Source organism: Pseudomonas sp. McL0111 (genome assembly GCF_052567255.1).
The window spans coordinates 3,232,232-3,253,683 of sequence record NZ_CP199585.1 but is presented as its reverse complement, the minus strand read 5'-3'; the positions used below and the strand labels follow the sequence as shown (position 1 = coordinate 3,253,683).

Genomic DNA, 21,452 nt, shown 5'->3' with positions numbered 1-21,452 from the left:
CCTCTTCGCGAGCAAGCTCACTCCCACAGGGTTTTGTGACGTGTGTACCAGCCGGTACAAAGCTCACATACCCACGACAACTTGCCCCTTGAGGCTGCACAAGCCGGTACACCAGCCGGTTTTCCAGTCCAAGGAGTGAGCCCGATGATCGGTAGCGTCAGCAACTACACGAGCTATACCAGCACCAGCAGCACATCCACACAAAACGCCCGCAGCCAGCAACTGCAGAAGGAACTGTTCGCCAAACTCGACAGCAACGGCGACGGCGCGGTGGATCAGGACGAACTCAAAAGCGCCCTGTCACAGAAGTCTGACGATGGTCTGCTGGTCAATCTGAGTAAACAATTCGGCGATCTGGACAGCGACGGCAGCGGCAGCCTCAGCGCAGACGAAATGAGCGCCATGGCGCCCCCTCCGCCACCGCCGCAAGATCAGGCACCCAACACCGACCTGGCCGACGCCCTGATCAGCGCACTGGACATCGACGGTGACGGTGCCATCAGCAGCGACGAACTGAGCAGCGGCCTGTCCAGCGCCGGCAGCACCGCCGACAGCAGCAAAATCTTCTCGGCCCTCGACACCAACAAGGACGGCGTCGTCAGCCAGGACGAACTCACCGCCAGCCTGACCCCGCCACCACCGCCGCCACAAGCATCCAGCGACCAACTGTTCAGCCAGCTCGACGCCGATGGCGACGGCAGCATCAGCGCCACCGAACTCAGCAGCGCCTTACAGACCAGCGACAGCAGCACATCGACCGACAGCGACACCAGCGCTGCGTTGCTCAAGGTTCTGGATAGCGACAGCAGTGGCGGCGTCAGCAGCGACGAACTGAAAGCTGCGTTGCAGGCAGGTCGCGAACGGCCGAGTGAAGAACAGACCGCCAGCACTCAGACCACCTCTGAGGCGCTGAACCGCATGATTGCCAACCTGAGCAAACAGTACTCACTCGACAATGCAGCGCCCGTGGGTAAATACCTGAACGTGGCGACCTGAGGTAATGGATTGAAACGAGGCTGCGATCTTTAAAAGCAAGATCAAAAGATCGCAGCCTGCGGCAGCTCTTACAGGGAATGCGTACATCTGACAGAGATTGGTCGGCTGTCAGGCCGCCATCGCCAGCAGGCTAGCTCCCACAGTTGAATTGAGTACATTCAGTTAGAGATTGGTCGGCTGTCAGGCCGCCATCGCTGGCAAGCCAGCTCTCACAAAAACCAAAGCCGACCGCATGCTCTTCCACCACTCACAGGATGAGCGTTAGCTCGGCTGTGCTCTTTATCTAAAACGCATCGACGCTTCTATCACTGCCGATCCTCAACCCGCGCCTGACTCTTGCTCCAATCCGTCAACAAACTATAAGCAACCGCCAAAAGCGTAGGCCCGATAAACAACCCGATAAACCCAAACGCAATCAACCCGCCAAACACCCCAAGCAACACGATCACCAACGGCAAATTCCCGCCCCGGCTGATCAAATACGGCTTGAGCACGTTATCCACGCCACTGATGATGAACGTCCCCCAAATCCCGAGAAACACCGCCATCCCGTACTCACCCTTCCAGGCCAGCCACGCCGTAGCCGGAATCCACACCAGCGGTGGCCCCATCGGAATCAGACTGAGCAAAAACGTCACAATCCCCAGCACCAACGCGCCCGGCACACCGGCAATCAAGAACCCGATCAGCGCCAGAATCGCCTGAGCCGCCGCCGTCCCGATCACCCCGTTGACCACCCGCTGCACAGTCCCGGCCACCAGCTCGATGTAATACCCGGCGCGATCACCGATCAGACGCTCCAGCAGACTGTGCACGAACGCCGCCAGACGCGGCCCGTCACGATAGAAAAAGAATACAAAAACGATGCTCAGGGTCAGCTCGAGAATCCCGCCACCGATCTGCGCACTGCGCGCCAGCAACCAGTTACCAACCTGTCCCAGATACGGCTTGATCGCGAGCATCATCGCCGCGCCCTGCTCGTCGATGCTGTTCCAGAGATTGACCAGCCGCTCGCCCACCAACGGCAAACCGCCAAGCCACGTCGGCGCTTCGGGCAGCCCGTCGACCTGCACATCCTTGATAAAAACCGTGGCATCACGGACGTGATCAGCCAGGTTAAAACCAAGCCACACCAGCGGCGCCGCCACCAGCAACATCCAGCCAACGGTGAGCAACAACGCCGCCAGCGATTCGCGACCACCGAGTACGCGAGTCAACAGACGCATCAGCGGCCAACTGGCAAACGCCAGCACCGCGCCCCAGAACAGCGCCGACCAGAACGGCGCCATTACCCAGAAGCTGGCGCCAAACAGCACCAACAGCAGGATCTGCACCAGCAGTCGATCGTTATTGAGCATGGAAGGTCTCGAAAAAGTCAGTCAGGCAAAAGAGTAGGCGAACACGCAGCGCGTGTCCCCCTGAAACACTGGTTCACAGACAGCTTATCGCAGCAGATCGATACGCAAGCCAGTGCTTTCGGCGCTGCCGGCTTCCATCCGTGCGGCGCGCACGCCCTGCCCGATCAGTGCCTGACGCCAGGCCTCGGCCTTGACCCCGGAAACCGTGACGCGCAACGTGGTGTCGAGATTCAGACCACGGGAAATCAGGCGCAGCCAGGTGTCATCGGGATCGCCGGAAAGTTTCGGCAAGTCCAGCTCACCAGTGCTTTTGAGTTGACGCAACAAGGTTGCGGAGGTCGGCAGCAACTCGCCCAGCGGCGTGCTCGCCTCGAACTGTTCAACGTGCAGATAAGCTTTGCGATTGCCACGAGTGATGCTGTAGAGCGCCACCAGCGTGTTATCGCGGGGTGCGGCCAGCCTCAACAGCAAATACGCCTGCTGTTCGTCCGCACCGTAGAGTTTGGAATTACCGAATACTTCGTTGGCCCACAGGCTGCTTTCGCCGCAATCACGGGCCTGACACCAGAACAGCAATTCGGCGTCCTGCTTTTGCAGGGCTTCGCGAGCGGCGGTAAAGGCTTCGGTGGCAGCGTGTTCCGGGGGCAACTCGTAAGTCACCGAGGTGGTTTGACCACGGGCGCCGACCTGACCGTCGAAACGCAACTGGCCGCTGATCTTGCGGATCGCCCCCATCGGGTAAATCCGCTCCAGCTCCACTGGAGGGCGATAGTCGACGATCTGCGCATCGGCCAGTCGCGGCACGATCTGCAAATCCTGGCTGCCGGGCGCATCGGCGGCGAACAATAAAGGACTGAAACAGCACAGCGCCAGAAGACTGAGTGAGCGCATAGGCAGGCTCATCGGATGGACGTGGCCTGAGCGCCGTCCTGGCTGTTCGAAGTTGCAGCGGTATAAAAATCCATCGTGGTTGTCTCCCATTTCAACCCGCCCAGCCTCGACAGTTGCCCGGTGCAAGTCAAGGAATGGCGAAGAAGCGATTGAAACAGTCTGCGACAAGGTCGGCACCGGACTCGTCGTTCAGGTGCAAATGATGGCCACCGGGCAGCTGTTCCCGGCTAAAGGGTAGACGCTCCAGCAACTCAGGATGTTTAGCCAGCATGCCGTCGGCGGCAACCACCAATTGCGCAGGACAACTGATCCGTTGCACGAAGGCCATCGCTTGCTCTTCTGTAAGACGCAACGGCGATGCCAGGGTCAGGCGGTTGTCGGTGCGCCAGGTGTAACCGCCGGGCACCGGCATCAATCCGCGCTGAGCCAACAGTTCCGCGGCTTCGCGACTGACCGCGACCAAACCTTTCATCCGCGCCTCGATGGCACGGTCGAGGTTGTTGTAGACCGGTTTGCGCTTTTCCCGCAGATCCAGCTGCGCCTGTAGGGCCATGCCCATGCGTTCGGCAGCGTTTTCGCCTTTGTCGGTAGGAGGAATCACCCCATCGATCAACGCCAGATGGGTAATTCGTTCCGGCAGCGAACCTGCCAGCACCATGGAAACAATCGCGCCCATCGAATGCCCGAGCAGGCCGAAACGCTTCCAGCCCAATTGTTCGGCGACTTGCAGAACGTCATGGGCGTAGTCCCACAACGCGTAACCGGCGCCGTTCGGACGATGACCGGAATGGCCATGACCGGCCATATCGAGGGCGATGATCCGCAGACCTTTGAGCTTCGGCGCCAGCCGGGCAAAGCTGTTGGCGTTATCGAGCCAGCCGTGCAATGCAATCACCGGCAAGCCGTCCTCGGGACCGAACAAATGCGCCGCCAACTCGATATGCGGCAGGCTCAGGCGCACTTCTTCGAAAGTCGGGTTCATGCACATGCCCTTGGCTGACGGGTTTCCCAGCGAGTAAACAGCTCTTTCAACAACAACGCGGTGTCTTGCGGACGTTCGAGCGGGAACATGTGACCACCCTGCATGCTCAGTGATTCACCTTGCGGCAGGCGGTCGACAAAACTGGTGTGATGGCGCATGACCACGCGACTGGTGTGCCCGCGCACCACCGCCAGCGGCACTTTCAGTTGTCGGGTACGCCCCGGACTGGTATGCGGCACGCCGCGATAGATGCTGATTTCAGTGGCTGGGTCGAAGCGCAGACGCAGCTTGTCGCCGACCTGATGCAAACCGTGTTGCAGGTAAGCGTCGAAACACTCCGGATCGAAACCACGAAACAGCGTCTTGCCAGCAAAGTAGCTGCGCGCACTGTCGAGGTCGGCAAATTCTTCACGCCGGCCAAGGGTGCGGCCGGCAGGTGTCAGCTTGTCGATGAAACCAAAGCGCTTGGCGGCACGGATGACCCACTGATCGGTACGGGTCAGCACTGGCGAATCGAGCATCACAACGCCGCGATACAACTCAGGGCAGCGCAAAGCCGCATGCAAGTGCAACACGCCACCAAAGGAATGACCGACGCCCCACACCGGTTGATCTTGCTGCTGCAAGTGGTGGATCAGTTCATCAACCAGGTTGTACCAGTTGTCATCCGCCGGAAAACGCGGGTCATGGGCATGCTGCTGCAGATGCGCGACCCGGTACTCGGGCGCCAGCGCCTCGAACAACTTGCCATAGGTGCCCGAGGGAAACCCGTTGGCGTGGGCGAAAAAGATCGGTTGCGACATGCGCGTACATCCATGAGCGGGAAACGTGGTGTTGATTGTCCGTAAGACCACGTTTCGCAGCAATGACCATAACTGCCAGAAATGGTGGTGGAGATGTCGCAAAAGCAAAAATCGCAGCCTTCGGCAACACACATTCCAATGTAGGAGCTGCCGAAGGCTGCGATCTTTTGATCTTTAAAATCATCTGGCGGGTGGCTGCGCTCCCAGCGGCACCACCGCCATGGTCAACCGCGACACGCAACTGGCCTTGCCTTCATCACTGGTCAAACGAATATCCCAGACATGCGTCGTACGTCCGATGTGAATCGGCTTGGCCACCGCCGTCACCCGCCCTTTACGCAAGCCGCGCAAATGGTTGGCGTTGATTTCCAGGCCCACGCAATAAAACTTGCTGGCATCGATACACAGATAACTGGCCATCGAACCGACGGTTTCCGCCAGCACTACCGAAGCACCGCCATGCAACAAACCGTAAGGCTGGTGAGTACGGTGATCGATGACCATGCTCGCAGTCAGGGACTCGTCGTCGAATGCTTCGAAGCGAATGTCCAGCACTTCACCGATGGTGTTTTTCTGGATTGCATTCAGCTGCTCGATGTTCGGAGTGGTACGCCACAAGGTCATCGCAGACTTCCTTTGTTGTTTTAGTCGTCGTTCAATCCTGCCACAGCACCGCCTCGCTGCGCTCGCTCCATTCTTCGAAGCGCGCACCGTAAGTGTCTTCGATGACGTTGCGCTTGATTTTCAAAGTCGGCGTAAGGAAACCGTTTTCCACCGCCCAACTGTCCCGGACCACCACCAGCCGCCGCAAACGCTCATGCTTGTCGAGCACAGCGTTGACCTCCTCCAGGAGTTTTTCCAGACTTGAATGCAACCCGGCCCGCGCCGCGCCAGCCGCATCCTGCAAGCCGACCGCCGACAACACGCAAAGGCCCAGCGGCGCACTCAGGCCATCCCCGACTACACACACCTGTTCGATCCGCGAATGCACCGCCAGGCGATTTTCAATTGGCGCCGGCGCGACGTATTTACCCTTGCTGGTCTTGAAGATCTCCTTCAACCGCCCGGTCAGGCGCAAGCGACCTTCAGCGTCCTGCTCACCCTTGTCACCCGTGCGCAGAAAACCATCTGCGGTGATGGTCTCGGCAGTTTTTTGCGGTTCCTTGAAATAGCCGAGCATGTTCGCCTGACTGCGTACCTGCACCTCGCCGGACTCATCGATACGCACCTCGACGTCCGGGCACGGTTTACCGATCCAGCCTTGTTTGTACTGGCCCGGCAGGCAAATGTGCGAATAACCGCAACTTTCGGTCATGCCGTAAACCTCCAGCACCTCCAGCCCGAGCTTCTGGTACCAACTGAGCAAAGTCTGCGGTACCGGTGCTGCGCCGGACAAGGCAACGCGCAAGGCATCCAGCCCCAGACCCGCGAGCACTTTGTGGCCAACGCGCTTGCCAATAAACGGCAGCCCCAAAAGGAAATCCAGACGCTTCGCCGGGATCTTGCTGTACACGCCCATCTGGAATTTGGTCCAGATGCGCGGCACGCCGAACATCGCGGTCGGCCGGGCCCGTTGCAGGTCGGTGATAAAGGTGTCGAGGCTCTCAGCGAAAAACACGGTCTGGCCGGTATAAATCGAGGCCAGCTCGACGAACATCCGCTCGGCGACATGACACAGCGGTAAATACGACAACAGCCGATCATTCTCATTGAGACCGAACAGTTGGGTGCCTTGAGTAGTGGCAAAACCGAGATTGGCAAAACTGTGCATCACGCCTTTGGGCATGCCAGTGGTGCCAGAGGTGTAAATGATCGTCGCCAGTTGCTCGGCGGCCGGACGCGGGTCGTCCTGAATCGGCGAACTGCGCTGGAGATCGTCCCAACTGAAATCGAAATCACCGGGCGGATGCAGCGGCAGACTGATCGTCGGCAGATCCGCCGGCACACCCTTCGACATCCCGGGCCAATCATCAAGCTTGCCAATAAACGCCAACACACTTTGCGAATGGATCAGCACCTGCCCCGCAGAATCCGCAGTGAGATTCGGATACAACGGCACCGAGACATGCCCGGCCATCCAGATGGCCAGATCGGCAATGATCCAGTGCGCACAATTCTTCGAAATCAGCGCGATATGACTGCCTTGCGGCAACTCCCGCGCGCACAACCAATGAGCCGCGCAACGCGCCTGATGAGCGACATCCGCCCAAGTCAGCGTCTCGACCTGCCCGCCGCCGACCGGCTGCACCAGAAAACGCAGGCGCGGGTGCCGGGCCTCACGCTCGTAAAACACATCCAGCGGCAAACGGAATGCGGCAGACATGCGACTCGCTCCTGTTTTTTTGGTCTGGAGCAAGCGTAGTCAACCAAGCAAGTGCTTGGTTGATTTTTTAACACGCGGAAACAAGATCAAAAGATCGCAGCTTTCGGCAGCTACAGGTTGAGTACATCCAAAAGAGATTGGTCGGCGGTCAGGCCAGCTCCCACAGGATTGAGTACTTCTAAAAGAGATTGGTCGGCTGGCAGGCCGCCATCGCGAGCAGGCTCACTCCGACAGAAAAGCAAAAACAAAGCAGCCCCGCGTTGCTTTTAACCACTCACAGGATGAGCGTTAGCTCGGCTGTGCTCTTGATCTTGATCTTGATCTGCAAGGTCCGTCGGCAGGCTGAGTGGAGGGATTCATCCGGGGGTTGGCGCGCAGCGCCGTTTGGCGAAGCCAAATGCATCGAGAGGAGGTGCAGCGAAGCAAACCGTAGGCGATGCCCCCGGATGAATCCCGGAGCGAAGGAACCCCGAGCCTTAGCGAGCGGGCCGAACGTCAGGACAAAGCCTTTTTGGTTACTTTTTTCTGGGCCGGCATTCCGGGCGTCTGGAAAAAGTGACCCGCCGTAAGGGCGGAACTTAAGCAGCCACGCCCGCAGCAACGGATATACCCCAAAGAATCAAGGATGCTTAAGACTATTAAGCCTCATAGCCCCAATCACCAACTCATCCCCCTCCAGCTCAGCCAGCCCCGCCGTACCCACCCGTTCCGGCGGATACCCAGCCCCATGCTGCAGATAGCTAAGCAAATTCCCCACCAGAGGATTATGACTGACCAACAACACATCACTGACCGCCACCAATTGATCGGCAACCCGATCCGGATCAGCCTCAGGCGTCAGCCAATCAACCGTACGAATCTCCGGCTCAAACCCCAAAGCCTCCCGCACCAGTTGCGCCGTTTGCTGAGCACGCAAATACGGGCTGGCATAAATCGCCGTCAGCGGTTGCCCCACCAATTCAGTGGCACTGCTCAACACCTCTTTACGACCCTGCTCGGTCAACTCCCGCGCAGGATCAGGCTTCGACCCATGAGGCACCGCCTCGCCATGGCGCAATACCCAGATTTTCATAGTTTCGGTTCCTCATCCCGGGCCGGATGCGCTGCCGCTGGCACCGCATGAGGCGCTTCCCCTTCCGGGGCACGCGGCGTTGGCCAGTCGGCAAACGGCCACGGTTTCTGGTCGCTGTGGAAGCTGCCGAAACGACCGATCTGCGCCAGAAACTGACTCAGACTGTCGCCGAAATTCATCAGGCCCGCGTTCGGCGCGCCATAAATCAAACGATAGATCAGTTGCACCAGCACCACAGCGCCAAGAATGAACTGCGCCACTTGCCAGACCACCAGATAGACGATCATCCACAACACCCGCAGGAGGATGGACTCGTATTTGGCTTCGGTTTTCGGATCGTTCATGGCTCGCTCCCTGCTGAATCAGTTGAAACCACTGGTGGAAATAAAATCGACGTCGGTTTTCGGCTCGCCACGCATCAACAGACCGATGACTTGCTCAAGCGTGCGCCCCTCGAACAGGATCGCATGCAGCCCGGCGACCAGCGGCATATAGACGCCGACTTCCTGGGACTTGGCTTTGAGCACCTTCAGCGTGTTCACCCCTTCGGCGACTTCGCCAAGGCGCGATACCGCATCCTCAAGGCTCAGCCCCTGACCGAGGGCGAAACCGACCTGATAATTGCGGCTTTTCGGCGACGAGCAGGTGACGATCAAATCACCAACTCCGGCCAGACCGAGGAAGGTCATGGGATTGGCGCCCTGATTCACCGCAAACCGGGTCATCTCCGCCAGAGCGCGGGTGATCAGCATGCTCTTGGTGTTCTCGCCCATTTCCAGCGCCACTGCCATGCCGGCAATGATCGCGTAAACATTTTTCAACGCCCCGCCCAACTCCACGCCGAAACGGTCGGCACTGGCGTAAACACGAAACGTGCGGCCATGCAGCGCAGCTTGCACTTGCTGACACAGATCTTCGTCTTCACTGGCGACCACCGTGGCAGTCAGCGCGTGTTCGGCGATTTCCCGCGCCAGATTCGGCCCGGAGATCACGCCGATGCGTGCTTGCGGGGCGATCTCTTCGAGGATCTGGCTCATCAGCTTGAACGTGTGGGCTTCGATGCCCTTGGTCAGGCTGACCAGCATTTTGCCGCCCAGACGTTCGGCGTGGCTGGCCAGCACCGTGCGCAAGGCGCTCGATGGCAGCGCAACAAAACACAGGTCGCAGGCGTCGAGCGTGGCTTGCAGGTCGGTGACCGCGGTCACACCCGGCAAAATCTTGATGCCTTTGAGATAACGCGGGTTCTCGCGATTGACCCGAATGGCTTCGGCCTGTTCGGGGTCACGCATCCACTGCAGGACTTGATGGCCGTTCTCGGCCAGTAGATTGGCCACGGCGGTACCAAAACTTCCGCCTCCCAGGACCGCAATCGGGCGCTGTTCAGTCATATGCAATCCGTTAATCCATACCAGTGGCGATGGCGGCATTATACGGGGCGGCCCAGTCGCGGCCAGCCCCTGCGTCAATTACCGACACCTGTAGGAAGAAGACCAATAAAACCGAGGAAAATGCCCGCAACGTGACGGAAAAATCACTGTCGTCGGTTAACATGCGCGCCAATTATTTCGTATCAAGGTTGTGCAGTGTCCTTCGGTCCACCCTCCCCGCGTTCGTCCCTGTTGCTGGCGCTGCTATTCAGTCCGGTTTTGCAGGCGGACGACCTGTTTGTCGACAACGAAGCACTGCCGCAGGTGCTGACCGCCACGCGCCTGAAACAGACGCCTGCGGAAGTACCGGGGAGCATGACCGTACTCGACAGCGAACTGATCACCGCCAGCGGCGCCCGCGATATCAGCGAGCTGCTGCGACTGGTGCCGGGGATGATGGTCGGCAACATCAGTGGCAATCAGGCAGCGGTGAACTATCACGGCACCAACGCCAGTGAAGCGCGGCGCATGCAGGTACTGATCGATGGCCGCTCGGTGTACCGCGCAGGTCTGGCCACGGTGGACTGGAGCGATATTCCGGTGGCCATCGAGGACATCGAACGCATCGAAGTCTTTCGCGGCCCGAACACCGTCAGTTACGGCGCGAATGCGCTAATGGCGGTGGTCAATATCATCACGCGCAACCCGGCGGACAGCCACGGCACTCGACTGAAAATCACCCGTGGCCAGCGCGGAATCAATGACTTCTATGCCAGTCAGGGCACCGGCTGGAATGGCGGCGATCTGCGTTTGTCGCTGTCCGGCCAGGAAGACGACGGCTTCGACAGCGACCGCAGCGGCGCCGATTACCGTGACAGTCGCCGCTTGAACCGCTTCAGTCTCGCGGTCAGTCACACCCTCAGCGAGAACCAGAGCCTCGACTGGCAGCTCAACGCAAAGGACGGCACCAATCAGCGGCCGTACACCTATCACCCGGTGTTCTCGGGGATTACCGCTGCCGGGAATAATTCCGACGTCGATGCCAAGGATTACGCCGGCTCGGTGCGCTGGAATCTCGACATCAACCCTGATCACAGCCTTTATATACAAGGCTCGGCGCAGCACTGGGATCGTCAGCAGGTCTGGCGTGCATGCGATGCCGAAGTGTCGTTCAGCCCGCAATTGACGCAACTGTGGCAGCTCAATCCGAATTACACCGAGCGTCTGGCGCGCAATATCACTAGTTTCACCGGCCCCGGCCCGGAGGCCGGAACCCCACAGGAAATGGCCTTGGCCAATCAAGTGCTCGATCAATGGCGCAACGGCGCCAGCCAGACTTTGTGCGGCGATATTGACCAGAGCGCCCGGGAATCGCGCTACGACCTCGAACTGCAAGACACCCTCAGCCTGTCCGACAGTCTGCGGCTGGTCAGCGGCATGAACTATCGTTATGACCGGGCCGATTCCGAGACCTACTTCAACGGCACGCTGGACGACACCACCTGGCGCGCATTCGGTCAATTGGAGTGGCGCGCCAGCGAGCACTGGCTGCTGCAGGGCGGCGCGATGTTCGAAGACACGCAACTGATCGGCAGTTCATTGACCCCGCGTTTCGCGATCAATTACCTGATCAACCCGCGCCACAGCCTGCGCGCGGTGTATTCGGAAGCGATCCGCTCACCGGACATGTTCGAGAACAACGTCAACTGGAGCTATCAGGTGAGCAAGCTGCGGCCCTCCGCCTACGGCCAGTCTTCAGCCCGATATTTCGTCAAGACTCGCGGCCCCGGCGATCTTGATCAGGAACACATGCGCTCGCGGGAACTGGGCTACAACGGTTTTTTCGCAGAGTGGGGCCTGGCAGTCGACGTAAAACTGTTTTACGACGAAATCACCGGCATGATCAGCGAGCCGCTGCGCAACAACCAATACATCGCCAGCAACGCCAACAGCGCACGTTATCGCGGTACGGAAACCCAACTCGACTGGCGCCTGAGCAGCGCCGACCGCTTGCGCCTGACCTATGCCTACGTCGATGCCGAGGCGAGCAATCCGCTGGATCAGCAATTCACCGCAAGCAACAGCGGCTCTGCCGGATGGCTGCGCGATTGGGGTCAGGGCTGGAACAGTGCGCTCTTCTACTATGGCGACAACGCGCTCAACGGCTACCGCTTTGAACGGGTCGACACGCGCATCGCCAAACGCATCCCTCTGGGCAAGGCGCAACTGCAATTGGCCGGCGTCCTGCAGCAACGCCTCGACAATCAGCCGACCACTTTCGTCGACAACAATTATGACGAGCGCCGAGTGATGTACTTCAGCGCAGAGCTGGAGTTTTAGATGCGCCCGGGCAGGTCGCGCAGGATGCCAACTCTTGGCCACTGGCTGGCCGGGGCATGCCTGTTTTTGACTGCCTGGCTGCATGGCGTCGCGGTACAGGCCGCCGACATTCTGTTGACCGGCGCCGAGGAAAGCCCCGGGGTGCAGGCATTCGTGCAGGCACTGAGCGAGTTGCGCCCGACCGACACCGTACGTTTCCAGCCCTTGGCCAGTCTGCCAGCGCCGGGCAAGTTACCGGGCAACCTGCGCATGATTCTGCTCGATCTGCCGAGTCTCGACTGGCGCCTGCAAGACTCCCGTGGCCCGGCGACACTTGTGCTGCGCATCAGTCGCCTGCAAGCCCGACAACGTCTGGGCAATGCCCAACCGCCACACTTGAGCCTGTTGTGGAGCGATCCGCCGTTGGGCCGCCAACTGCAATTGATCCGCAGAATTCTGCCGCAGGCGCGTCGAGTCGGCGTGCTGTTCGATCAGCACAGCGAGTTTTTGCTGGATGAGCTGAATCTGGCGGCCAAACCACTGAAACTGAAAATCGTCAGTCAGCGCTGGGACAACACCCTCGACAGCCGTCCGTTGCAAAGTGTGTTGAAAAAAAGCGACGTGTTGCTGGGGCTCGACGATCCAGACCTGTATAACCCGAAAACCGCGAAGAACCTGCTGCTCAGCAGTTACGCCCGACAAGTCGCGCTGATCGGCCCCAACGCTGCGTTCGTCCGCGCCGGCAGTCTGGCCAGCAGTTACAGCGATCAGGCCGATTGGCTGGCAATCCTCGACGACCTGCTTGACCGGCAACCCGCCGATTGGCCGCGAACGCTCTACCCCGAGCGCTTCAAAGTCTCAAGTAATGCGCAGGTAGCTCGTTCTTTAGGTATCGAGCCGATCGATGAAGTGTCTGTCGCCCGAGAGTTGGCCGAAGGAGAACGCCACCCATGAGTTTGCGTCGCCGCTGGGACATCAACACCCGCACGCAGCTGATCAGTCTCGGCCCTGCGCTGCTGTTGACGTTGCTGCTGATCAGCTTCTTTACCTTCGTGCGTATTCAGGATTTGCGTCAGGAGCTGAACCACACCGGCCAACTGATCGCCAACCAACTGGCGCCCGCCACCGAGTACGGGGTGATTTCCGGTAACAACGAAGTGCTGGAAAGCCTGCTCAAGGCCACTTTGGCCACGCCGAACGTGCGCTTTCTGGAAGTACAGGACAGCGCCAACCGGATTCTGGCATATGTCGAACAGGCATCCGACACCCACAATCGGCCGCATCAGGTCGAAGTCTTTCAAGCGCCGGTACGCCTGCAACGGATCGCCCTGCACAACGATTTTTTTCAGGACGCCAAACTCGGCGCCAATGTGCCCAGCGAGGATTATCTGGGGCGAGTGATCGTCGGCCTGTCCAACGATGCTTTCAGTCAGCGCCAACAGGAAATTCTGCTCAAGGCCGGGATTCTGGCGCTGTTCGCCCTGCTCTTTACCTTTGTCCTGGCACGGCGGCTGGCGGGCAGCCTGTCGCATCCGATTCGCGATATCGGCAACGCGGTCAAGGCGATTCAGGATGGCGACTATAAAACCCCGCTGCCGATTGTCGATGACACCGAACTCGGTGCGCTGTCGCAGCACATCAACAACCTTGCCCAGGCGCTGGAACAGGCCAGCCGCGAACAGCATCAGGCGATGGAGCAACTGATCCAGACCCGCGAAGAAGCGGAAAAAGCCAACAATGCCAAATCGGATTTTCTGGCGATGATGAGCCATGAACTGCGCACCCCCATGAACGGCGTGCTGGGCATGTTGCAGTTGCTGGAAACCACCGACATGACCGAGGAACAGGTCGAGTACGCGGCGCTTGCCTCCGAGTCCACCGAACATTTGCTCAAGGTCATCAACGATATTCTGGACTTCTCGCGTATCGAACGTTCGGAGCTGGAGCTGGAGCACATCGCGTTCAACCTGGCCGACCTGATCAGCGCCTGCGCCCAGTCGTTCCAGCACAGCGCGGCGCAACGCGGGCTGGATCTGCAATTGCGGATTCCCGACGATATGCGCGGCTTGCAGGTGCAGGGTGATCCGACGCGGATTCGGCAGATTCTGGTGAATCTGGTGGGCAACGCCTTGAAGTTCACCGAGCGCGGCCGGGTCAGTATCGAGGCGCAATGGCAGTCGCTGGATCACGAACTGCTGTGGTTCACCTGTTCGGTGCGTGACAGCGGCATCGGCATCTCGGAGCAAAGTCTGGAGCTGATGTTCAATGCGTTCCAGCAGGCCGACAGTTCGATTTCACGTCGTTATGGCGGCACCGGTCTTGGGCTGCCGATCGCCCGCACCCTCGCCGAGCGCATGGGCGGTACGTTGCGGGCGCAGAGTGAGGAAGGTCTGGGTTCGGTGTTTACTCTGGAAATCCCGCTGGCGCTATATAAGCAGGCATTGCCGCAATTGACCGCCCCGCGCACGGCGAATGGCAACGGTCATGGCGAGGGTCGCAACGTGCTGTTGGTAGAAGACAACCCGGTCAACCAGACGGTGATCGAAGCGATGTTGCGCAGTCTGGGCTTTACTGTGAGCGTCGCCACCGATGGCGCGCAAGCGGTACGCAGCGCGGAAGGCCGCGAGTTTGAGGCAATCTTGATGGATTGCCGTTTGCCGATCATCGATGGTTACGAAGCGACCCGGCAGATCCGTCAACTGCCCGGCCGTGGCGAAGTGCCGATCATCGCGCTGACTGCCAATGCTCTGCAGGGTGATCGCGAGATGTGCCTGTCGGCCGGCATGAATGATTACCTGGCCAAGCCGTTCAAACGTAATGATCTACAGCAGATTCTGCAGCGATGGGTGCATTAGTGGGGGCCTTTCGACCATCTGTGACTGGCGTGAAAAGCGAAAGTGCGGCAGTCTTAGGCACCCGAACGAGCCTCAAAAGGGGCTTGAATAAAAATTTCAGTGCACAAGTGTACATTCATGTCCTTGGTGCTGTGACTTTCACCACAACGCAATAGTCTATGAGTAGGCTGCCGGTTCGAGGCATGAACGCTTCGAACGGTCGGGAAGATTTGCCCCACCTGCCGCATGGGATTATTGAGGAGCTCGCATGACCAAACAAAACGCCTTTACTCGGGAAGATCTGCTGCGCTGCAGTCGCGGTGAGCTGTTCGGCCCAGGTAACGCGCAACTGCCCGCCCCGAACATGCTGATGGTGGATCGCATCACCCATATCAGTGAAGAGGGTGGCAAGTACGGCAAAGGTGAATTGGTCGCCGAACTGGATATCAATCCTGAGCTGTGGTTCTTCGCTTGCCACTTCGAAGGTGATCCGGTGATGCCGGGCTGCCTGGGTCTGGATGCCATGTGGCAACTGGTCGGTTTCTTCCTGGGCTGGCAAGGCCTGCCGGGCCGCGGCCGTGCGCTGGGTTCGGGCGAAGTGAAATTCTTTGGCCAGGTCCTGCCGACCGCCAAGAAAGTCACCTACAACATTCAAATCAAGCGCGTCCTCAAGGGCAAGCTGAACCTCGCAATCGCCGATGGTTCGGTCAGTGTCGATGGCCGCGAAATCTACACCGCCGAAGGCCTCCGGGTCGGCGTGTTCACCTCCACTGAAAACTTCTAAGGGTTATCCGCATGCGCCGCGTCGTTATCACTGGTCTGGGCATTGTTTCGTGCCTGGGCAATGACAAAGAGACCGTCTCCGCTAACCTGCGTGCAAGCCGCCCTGGCATCCGGTTCAACCCGGAATATGCTGAAATGGGTCTGCAAAGCCAGGTTTCCGGTTCCATCGACAAAAACCTGCCGCTCAAGGATCTGATTGATCGCAAGACCTTCCGCTTCGTCGGCCAGGCAGCGGCTTATGCCTATGTCGCCATGAAGAACGCCGTAGAAGACTCCGGTCTGACCGAGGAGCAGGTGTCTAACCCGCGTACCGGTCTGATCGCCGGCTCCGGTGGTGCTTCCACGCTGAACCAGATGGAAGCGCTGGATATCCTGCGCGAAAAAGGCATCAAGAAAGTCCTGCCGTATTACGTGACCCGTACCATGAGCAGCACCGTTTCCGCTTGCCTGGCCACGCCGTTCAAGATCAAGGGCCTGAACTACTCCATCGCATCTGCCTGCGCCACCAGTGCTCACTGCATCGGTACCGCCATGGAACAGATCCAGATGGGCAAGCAGGACATCGTGTTCGCTGGCGGCGGTGAAGAAGAGCATTGGAGCCAGTCGTTCCTGTTCGACGCCATGGGCGCACTGTCCAGCAAATACAACGACACCCCGGAAAAAGCATCCCGCGCCTATGACTCCAAGCGTGACGGTTTCGTCATCGCTGGCGGTGGCGGCATGGTGGTGGTTGAGGAGCTGGAACACGCTCTGGCTCGCGGCGCAAAAATCTACGCGGAAATCGTTGGCTACGGCGCGACGTCCGACGGTTACGACATGGTTGCCCCAAGTGGTGAAGGCGCTGTGCGCTGCATGGAAATGGCCATGTCCACCGTCGACACCCCGATCGACTACCTGAACACCCACGGCACCTCGACCCCGGTCGGCGACGTCAAGGAAATGGAAGGTGTCCGCAAGCTGTTCGGCGACAAGGCTCCAGCCATCAGCTCCACCAAGAGCCTGTCGGGTCACTCCCTGGGCGCCGCCGGCGTTCACGAAGCGATCTACTGCATGCTGATGATGGAAGGCAACTTCATGGCGGGCTCCGCCAACATCGACGAGCTGGACCCGCAGGTGGCAGACATGCCGATCCTGACCAAGACTCGCGAAAACGCCACCATCAACACCGTGATGAGCAACAGTTTCGGCTTCGGCGGCACCAACGCCACGCTGGTACTGAAGCGTTGGGAAGGCAAGTAATTCCCCACTGCTGAGCCACACATAAAAACGCCCCGACTGGTTCGGGGCGTTTTTTTTTGCCTTCAAAACCCTCCGCCACGACCCAAAACCCTGTAGGAGTGAGCCTGCTCGCGATAGCGGTTTTTCAGTCAATATCTCCGAAAACTGACACTCATCTATCGCGAGCAGGCTCACTCCTACAGGGGTTGTGGTGGGTTTGAAGATGAAACTTCTGTCATGCAACCAGTCGCCCTGCGACCGAATGTCGCGTATTGCGCGGGCTGCAGCACTGTTGCAAAAACCGCAACAACACATTGCACAAATCAGCCGTTTACTTAGCAAGCTAACAAACTCTATAAAGAAGTCCTGCACACGCCTTGCTGCAGATAACAGAGATTGGAGCTAGCAGATGACTGTAAAAGTAACTGAACGCGACGATTCACACATGTCCCACGAAGGCGTAGCCGCCGGTATCCGGATCTGGGACGTGCATCAACAAGACTTGCTGGTCGGCATGTTCCACAACGAGAACGACGCCCACAGCTACAAGGCCGAACTCGACGTGCAAGAGCAACAACGCGAAGCCAGTTCCTCCTGAATCAACCACAGCATTGAAAACGACAAACCCCGCCATGAGCGGGGTTTGTCGTTGTTACAGCTTTAACGATTTACCACATCAGATCGTCAGGGATCTGATAGGCCGCGTACGGATCGTCTTCAGTGCTGACTTCCTCGGTCTGTACGTTGAGCTGCACGATGCGCTGCGGATCGCGCTCCTGGATCTTCAGGGCCGCTTCACGCGGGATCACTTCGTAGCCGCCGGCGTGGTGCACGATCGCCAGCGAACCGCTGCTGAGCTTGTTGCGCATCAGCGTGTTGACCGAGATGCGCTTGACCTTCTTGTCGTCAACGAAGTTGTAGTAGTCCTCGGTGGTCAGCTTCGGCAGACGCGAGACTTCAATCAACTGCTTGACCTGCGCGGAACGAGCCTTGGCCTCGGCCTTCTCTTTCTGCTGACGGTTCAGTTCCTGGTCGCGCTTGACCTTCTCGGCCTGGGCTTCCTGGGCTGCACGTTGTTGCGAGTCATCCAGTTCGATCTGGCCTTTGTGAACCAGACGCTGTTGTTTCTGCTTGTCTTTGCTGACCTGCTTGGCCTGCTTCTGATTGACCAGCCCTGCTTTGAGCAACTGGTCGCGAAGGGAAATGCTCATGGTGCTTATTTCTCACTTAGGCAACTGCTCAACCGCAGCTGGGCAAATTCTTTTCCTGACGTTTGGCTTCACCCCACAGGGCGTCCAACTCTTCGAGGGTGCAATCTTCTATGGGACGGTGGGTGTCGCGCAATGCCTGTTCGATAAAACGGAAGCGTCTTTCGAATTTAGCGTTGGCGCCACGCAGCGAGGTTTCCGGATCGACCTTCAGATGCCGGGCCAGATTGACCACGGAAAACAGCAGGTCACCGATCTCGTCTGCCACTGCCTCGGGGTCGTTTTCCGACATCGCCTCAAGCACTTCATCGAGCTCTTCACGCACCTTGTCCAGCACCGGCAGTGCATCCGGCCAGTCGAAACCAACCTGCCCTGCACGCTTCTGCAACTTGGCCGAACGTGACAGCGCCGGCAATGTTGCCGGAACGTCGTCGAGCAGTGACAGTTGCTGCGGCGCGGTGGATTTCTCGGCGCGCTCTTCAGCCTTGATCTCTTCCCAGCGCTGCTTGACCTGTTCTTCAGTCAACTGCGGTACGTCCAGCGGCGCATACAGATCGCCAGTGGGGAACACATGCGGATGACGGCGAATCAGTTTGCGGGTAATGCTATCGATCACCCCGGCGAATTCGAACCGCCCTTCTTCCCGCGCCAACTGACTGTAATACACCACCTGAAACAGCAGATCGCCCAACTCGCCCTGCAAATGATCGAAGTCACCCCGCTCGATGGCGTCGGCGACTTCGTAGGCTTCTTCGAGGGTGTGCGGGACGATGGTCGCGTAAGTTTGCTTGATGTCCCACGGGCAACCGTACTGCGGATCACGCAGACGGTTCATCAGGTGCAACAGGTCTTCAAGGCTGTACATCATTTATCTCTCACCACAAAACCCATGTGGGAGCGAGCCTGCTCGCGATGAGGCCGCATCAGTCAGCATTGATGGTGACTGATGCGCCGCTATCGCGAGCAGGCTCACTCCTACAAGGTCAAATTCAAGGGGTGCGGTTACGCCGCGTCTCGATGATGTTCGGCAGCTGGGAAATCCGGCCCAGCAACCGCCCCAGCGCGTCCAGACCCGGGATCTCGATAGTCAGGGACATCAACGCCGTGTTGTCTTCCTTGTTCGAGCGAGTGTTGACCGCCAGCACGTTGATGCGCTCGTTGAGCAGCACCTGCGAGACGTCACGCAGCAGACCGGAACGGTCGTAGGCGCGGATGACGATGTCCACCGGATAGGTGAGCACCGGCACCGGGCCCCAGCTGACCTGGATGATCCGCTCCGGCTCACGCCCGCCCAGTTGCAGCACCGAGGCGCAGTCCTGACGGTGAATGCTCACACCGCGACCCTGAGTGATGTAACCGACAATCGCATCGCCCGGCAGTGGCTGGCAGCAGCCGGCCATCTGCGTCATCAGGTTGCCGACGCCCTGAATCTGGATGTCGCCGCGCTTGCCCGGTTTGTAACCGGTGGCCTTGCGCGGGATCAGCTCCAGCTGTTCGTTGCCGCGTTCCGGCTCGACCAGTTGTTGCGCCAGATTGACCAGTTGCGCCAGACGCAGATCGCCAGCGCCAAGGGCCGCGAACATGTCTTCGGCGGTTTTCATGTTGGCCTTGTCGGCCAGCTTCTCGAAATCCACCGCCGGCAAGCCGAGGCGACTCAGTTCACGCTCGATCAGGGTTTTACCGGCCGCGACGTTCTGGTCACGCGCCTGTAATTTGAACCAGTGAACGATCTTCGCCCGCGCCCGCGAAGTAGTGATATAGCCGAGGTTCGGGTTCAGCCAGTCACGGCTTGGCGTGCCGTGTTTGCTGGTGATGATCTCGACCTGCTCACCGGTTTGCAGGCTGTAGTTGAGCGGCACGATGCGCCCGTTGATCTTGGCGCCACGGCAGTTGTGACCGATCTCGGTGTGCACGCGGTAGGCGAAGTCCAGCGGCGTCGCGCCTTTCGGCAAGTCGATGGCGTGACCATCGGGGGTGAAAATGTAGACCCGATCCGGTTCGATATCGACCCGCAGTTGCTCGGCCAGACCACCGATATCGCCCAGCTCTTCGTGCCATTCGAGCACCTGACGCAGCCAGGAGATTTTCTCTTCGTAATGGTTCGAACCCGATTTGACGTCGGTGCCCTTATAGCGCCAGTGCGCGCACACGCCAAGTTCGGCTTCTTCGTGCATGGAATGGGTGCGGATCTGCACCTCAAGCACCTTGCCTTCCGGACCGATTACCGCGGTGTGCAGCGAACGGTAGCCGTTCTCTTTCGGGTTGGCGATGTAGTCGTCGAATTCTTTCGGGATGTGCCGCCACAAGGTGTGGACGATACCGAGCGCGGTGTAGCAATCGCGCATTTCCGGCACCAGCACGCGCACTGCACGCACGTCGTAGATCTGGCTGAATTCCAGACCCTTGCGCTGCATTTTGCGCCAGATCGAGTAGATGTGTTTGGCCCGGCCACTGATGTCGGCATCGACGCCAGTGGCCTGCAACTCATCCTTGAGCTGGGTCATCACATCGCTGATGAAACGCTCACGATCCAGCCGCCGCTCGTGCAGCAACTTGGCGATCTGTTTGTATTGATCGGGCTCGAGATAACGGAAGGACAAGTCCTCCAGTTCCCATTTGATATGGCCGATACCGAGTCGGTGCGCGAGTGGCGCATAGATGTCGAAGACTTCCCGGGCGACCCGGTTGCGTTTCTCGTCATCGGCGGTTTTTACCGCACGGATCGCACAAGTACGCTCGGCGAGCTTAATCAGCGCGACGCGGACGTCATCGACCATCGCCACGAGCATCTTGCGCAGGTTTTCCACCTGCCCTTGCGTGCCCATTACCATCGACTGGCGCGGGCTGAGGCTGGCACTGATCGCCGCCATGCGCTGCACGCCGTCGATCAGCTTGGCAACCACAGGGCCGAAGCGCTGGCTGACCGCCGCGAGTTCGATCTGACCTTCACGCACGCCACGGTACAAGACCGCCGCGACCAGCGAATCCTGATCCAGCTTGAGGTCGGCCAGAATCTCGGCGATTTCCAGGCCGGCGCTGAAACTGCCACTGCCTTCGGCCCACAGATTCTTCGCCGCATTGGACTGTTGTTCGGCCTCGCGAGCGAACTCGCAGGCGTCTTTCAAGGCTTCGCGATCCAGTGCCAGATCGACACTGACCGCATGATCGAGCCAAGCCTCGAGATTGATACTGCCGTCGGTGTTGATCGGCTGGTGTGCTCTCACCTGTACCATCTTGCTTTACCTTCCCTACGACGCAGATTCAATGCGTCAAATCGCTGATCTTCAATGCCCGCTCG

At 59.1% G+C, this 21,452-nt stretch carries 19 protein-coding genes; 7 read left to right on the top strand and 12 right to left on the bottom strand.

Annotation, left to right across the window (positions count from 1 at the left end; genetic code table 11):
• The first annotated feature begins 144 nt into the window (after positions 1–144).
• Positions 145–996 (top strand): XopAW family type III secretion system calcium-binding effector, encoded by an 852-nt coding sequence (xopAW, locus tag ACTWLJ_RS14840; RefSeq protein WP_445177378.1) that lies wholly within the window; start codon positions 145–147, stop codon positions 994–996.
• Between the two features lie 305 nt (positions 997–1,301).
• On the opposite strand, the gene ACTWLJ_RS14835 is transcribed toward xopAW, so the two are convergent.
• The 9 genes from ACTWLJ_RS14835 to ACTWLJ_RS14795 form a co-directional block, all read right to left on the bottom strand.
• The gene (locus tag ACTWLJ_RS14835) at positions 1,302–2,354 is read right to left on the bottom strand and encodes an AI-2E family transporter (protein ID WP_445177377.1); all 1,053 of its coding nucleotides are present in this window, start codon (positions 2,352–2,354) and stop codon (positions 1,302–1,304) included.
• Positions 2,355–2,438: 84 nt separating this feature from the next.
• Positions 2,439–3,245, bottom strand: coding sequence for a DUF4892 domain-containing protein (locus tag ACTWLJ_RS14830; RefSeq protein WP_445177376.1), 807 nt, complete (start codon positions 3,243–3,245; stop codon positions 2,439–2,441).
• Between the two features lie 127 nt (positions 3,246–3,372).
• Positions 3,373–4,227 (bottom strand): alpha/beta hydrolase, encoded by an 855-nt coding sequence (locus ACTWLJ_RS14825; RefSeq protein ID WP_401219835.1) that lies wholly within the window; start codon positions 4,225–4,227, stop codon positions 3,373–3,375.
• A complete protein-coding gene (locus ACTWLJ_RS14820; protein ID WP_445177375.1) occupies positions 4,224–5,030 on the bottom strand; it encodes an alpha/beta fold hydrolase in 807 nt (268 codons plus the stop codon). The genes ACTWLJ_RS14825 and ACTWLJ_RS14820 overlap by 4 nt, the downstream gene beginning before the upstream one ends.
• Before the next feature lie 180 nt (positions 5,031–5,210).
• The gene (locus tag ACTWLJ_RS14815) at positions 5,211–5,654 is read right to left on the bottom strand and encodes a hotdog fold thioesterase (RefSeq protein WP_445177374.1); all 444 of its coding nucleotides are present in this window, start codon (positions 5,652–5,654) and stop codon (positions 5,211–5,213) included.
• 31 nt (positions 5,655–5,685) lie between these two features.
• Positions 5,686–7,353: an AMP-binding protein gene (locus tag ACTWLJ_RS14810; RefSeq protein WP_445177373.1), complete on the bottom strand. Its 1,668-nt coding sequence runs from the start codon at positions 7,351–7,353 to the stop codon at positions 5,686–5,688.
• Positions 7,354–7,972: 619 nt separating this feature from the next.
• Positions 7,973–8,425, bottom strand: coding sequence for a phosphohistidine phosphatase SixA (gene sixA, locus ACTWLJ_RS14805; protein ID WP_445177372.1), 453 nt, complete (start codon positions 8,423–8,425; stop codon positions 7,973–7,975).
• Positions 8,422–8,769: a DUF4389 domain-containing protein gene (locus ACTWLJ_RS14800; protein ID WP_445177371.1), complete on the bottom strand. Its 348-nt coding sequence runs from the start codon at positions 8,767–8,769 to the stop codon at positions 8,422–8,424. The genes sixA and ACTWLJ_RS14800 overlap by 4 nt, the downstream gene beginning before the upstream one ends.
• Positions 8,770–8,787: 18 nt before the next feature.
• Complete coding sequence (locus tag ACTWLJ_RS14795; protein WP_401219820.1) at positions 8,788–9,813, bottom strand: NAD(P)H-dependent glycerol-3-phosphate dehydrogenase; 1,026 nt, start codon at positions 9,811–9,813, stop codon at positions 8,788–8,790.
• Positions 9,814–10,008: 195 nt separating this feature from the next.
• Between ACTWLJ_RS14795 and ACTWLJ_RS14790 the strand changes: the two genes are divergently transcribed.
• The 6 genes from ACTWLJ_RS14790 (at position 10,009) to ACTWLJ_RS14765 (ending at position 17,544) form a co-directional block, all read left to right on the top strand.
• The gene (locus tag ACTWLJ_RS14790; RefSeq protein WP_445177370.1) at positions 10,009–12,132 is read left to right on the top strand and encodes a TonB-dependent receptor plug domain-containing protein; all 2,124 of its coding nucleotides are present in this window, start codon (positions 10,009–10,011) and stop codon (positions 12,130–12,132) included.
• Positions 12,133–13,065 carry an ABC transporter substrate-binding protein gene (locus ACTWLJ_RS14785; protein ID WP_445177369.1) on the top strand — a complete coding sequence of 311 codons (933 nt, stop codon included), beginning with the start codon at positions 12,133–12,135 and terminating at the stop codon, positions 13,063–13,065.
• Positions 13,062–14,966, top strand: a complete 1,905-nt coding sequence (locus tag ACTWLJ_RS14780; protein ID WP_445177368.1) for an ATP-binding protein — start codon at positions 13,062–13,064, stop codon at positions 14,964–14,966. Before ACTWLJ_RS14785 ends, ACTWLJ_RS14780 begins: the two co-directional genes overlap by 4 nt.
• Positions 14,967–15,213: 247 nt before the next feature.
• Positions 15,214–15,729 (top strand): 3-hydroxyacyl-[acyl-carrier-protein] dehydratase FabA, encoded by a 516-nt coding sequence (fabA, locus tag ACTWLJ_RS14775; protein ID WP_445177367.1) that lies wholly within the window; start codon positions 15,214–15,216, stop codon positions 15,727–15,729.
• 11 nt (positions 15,730–15,740) lie between these two features.
• Positions 15,741–16,967, top strand: a complete 1,227-nt coding sequence (fabB, locus tag ACTWLJ_RS14770) for a beta-ketoacyl-ACP synthase I (protein WP_401219505.1) — start codon at positions 15,741–15,743, stop codon at positions 16,965–16,967.
• A 388-nt stretch (positions 16,968–17,355) separates the two neighbouring features.
• Entirely contained in the window at positions 17,356–17,544 is a 189-nt protein-coding gene (locus ACTWLJ_RS14765; protein WP_401219508.1) for a hypothetical protein, read from the top strand.
• 70 nt (positions 17,545–17,614) lie between these two features.
• Here the strand turns inward: ACTWLJ_RS14765 and ACTWLJ_RS14760 are convergent, their stop codons facing one another.
• From ACTWLJ_RS14760 to relA, 3 genes are all read right to left on the bottom strand, one after another.
• Positions 17,615–18,157, bottom strand: coding sequence for a DUF2058 domain-containing protein (locus ACTWLJ_RS14760; protein WP_401219511.1), 543 nt, complete (start codon positions 18,155–18,157; stop codon positions 17,615–17,617).
• A gap of 28 nt (positions 18,158–18,185) precedes the next feature.
• Positions 18,186–19,019, bottom strand: a complete 834-nt coding sequence (gene mazG / locus ACTWLJ_RS14755; RefSeq protein WP_401219513.1) for a nucleoside triphosphate pyrophosphohydrolase — start codon at positions 19,017–19,019, stop codon at positions 18,186–18,188.
• A gap of 124 nt (positions 19,020–19,143) precedes the next feature.
• Entirely contained in the window at positions 19,144–21,387 is a 2,244-nt protein-coding gene (relA, locus tag ACTWLJ_RS14750; protein WP_445177366.1) for a GTP diphosphokinase, read from the bottom strand.
• Positions 21,388–21,452: the final 65 nt, after the last annotated feature.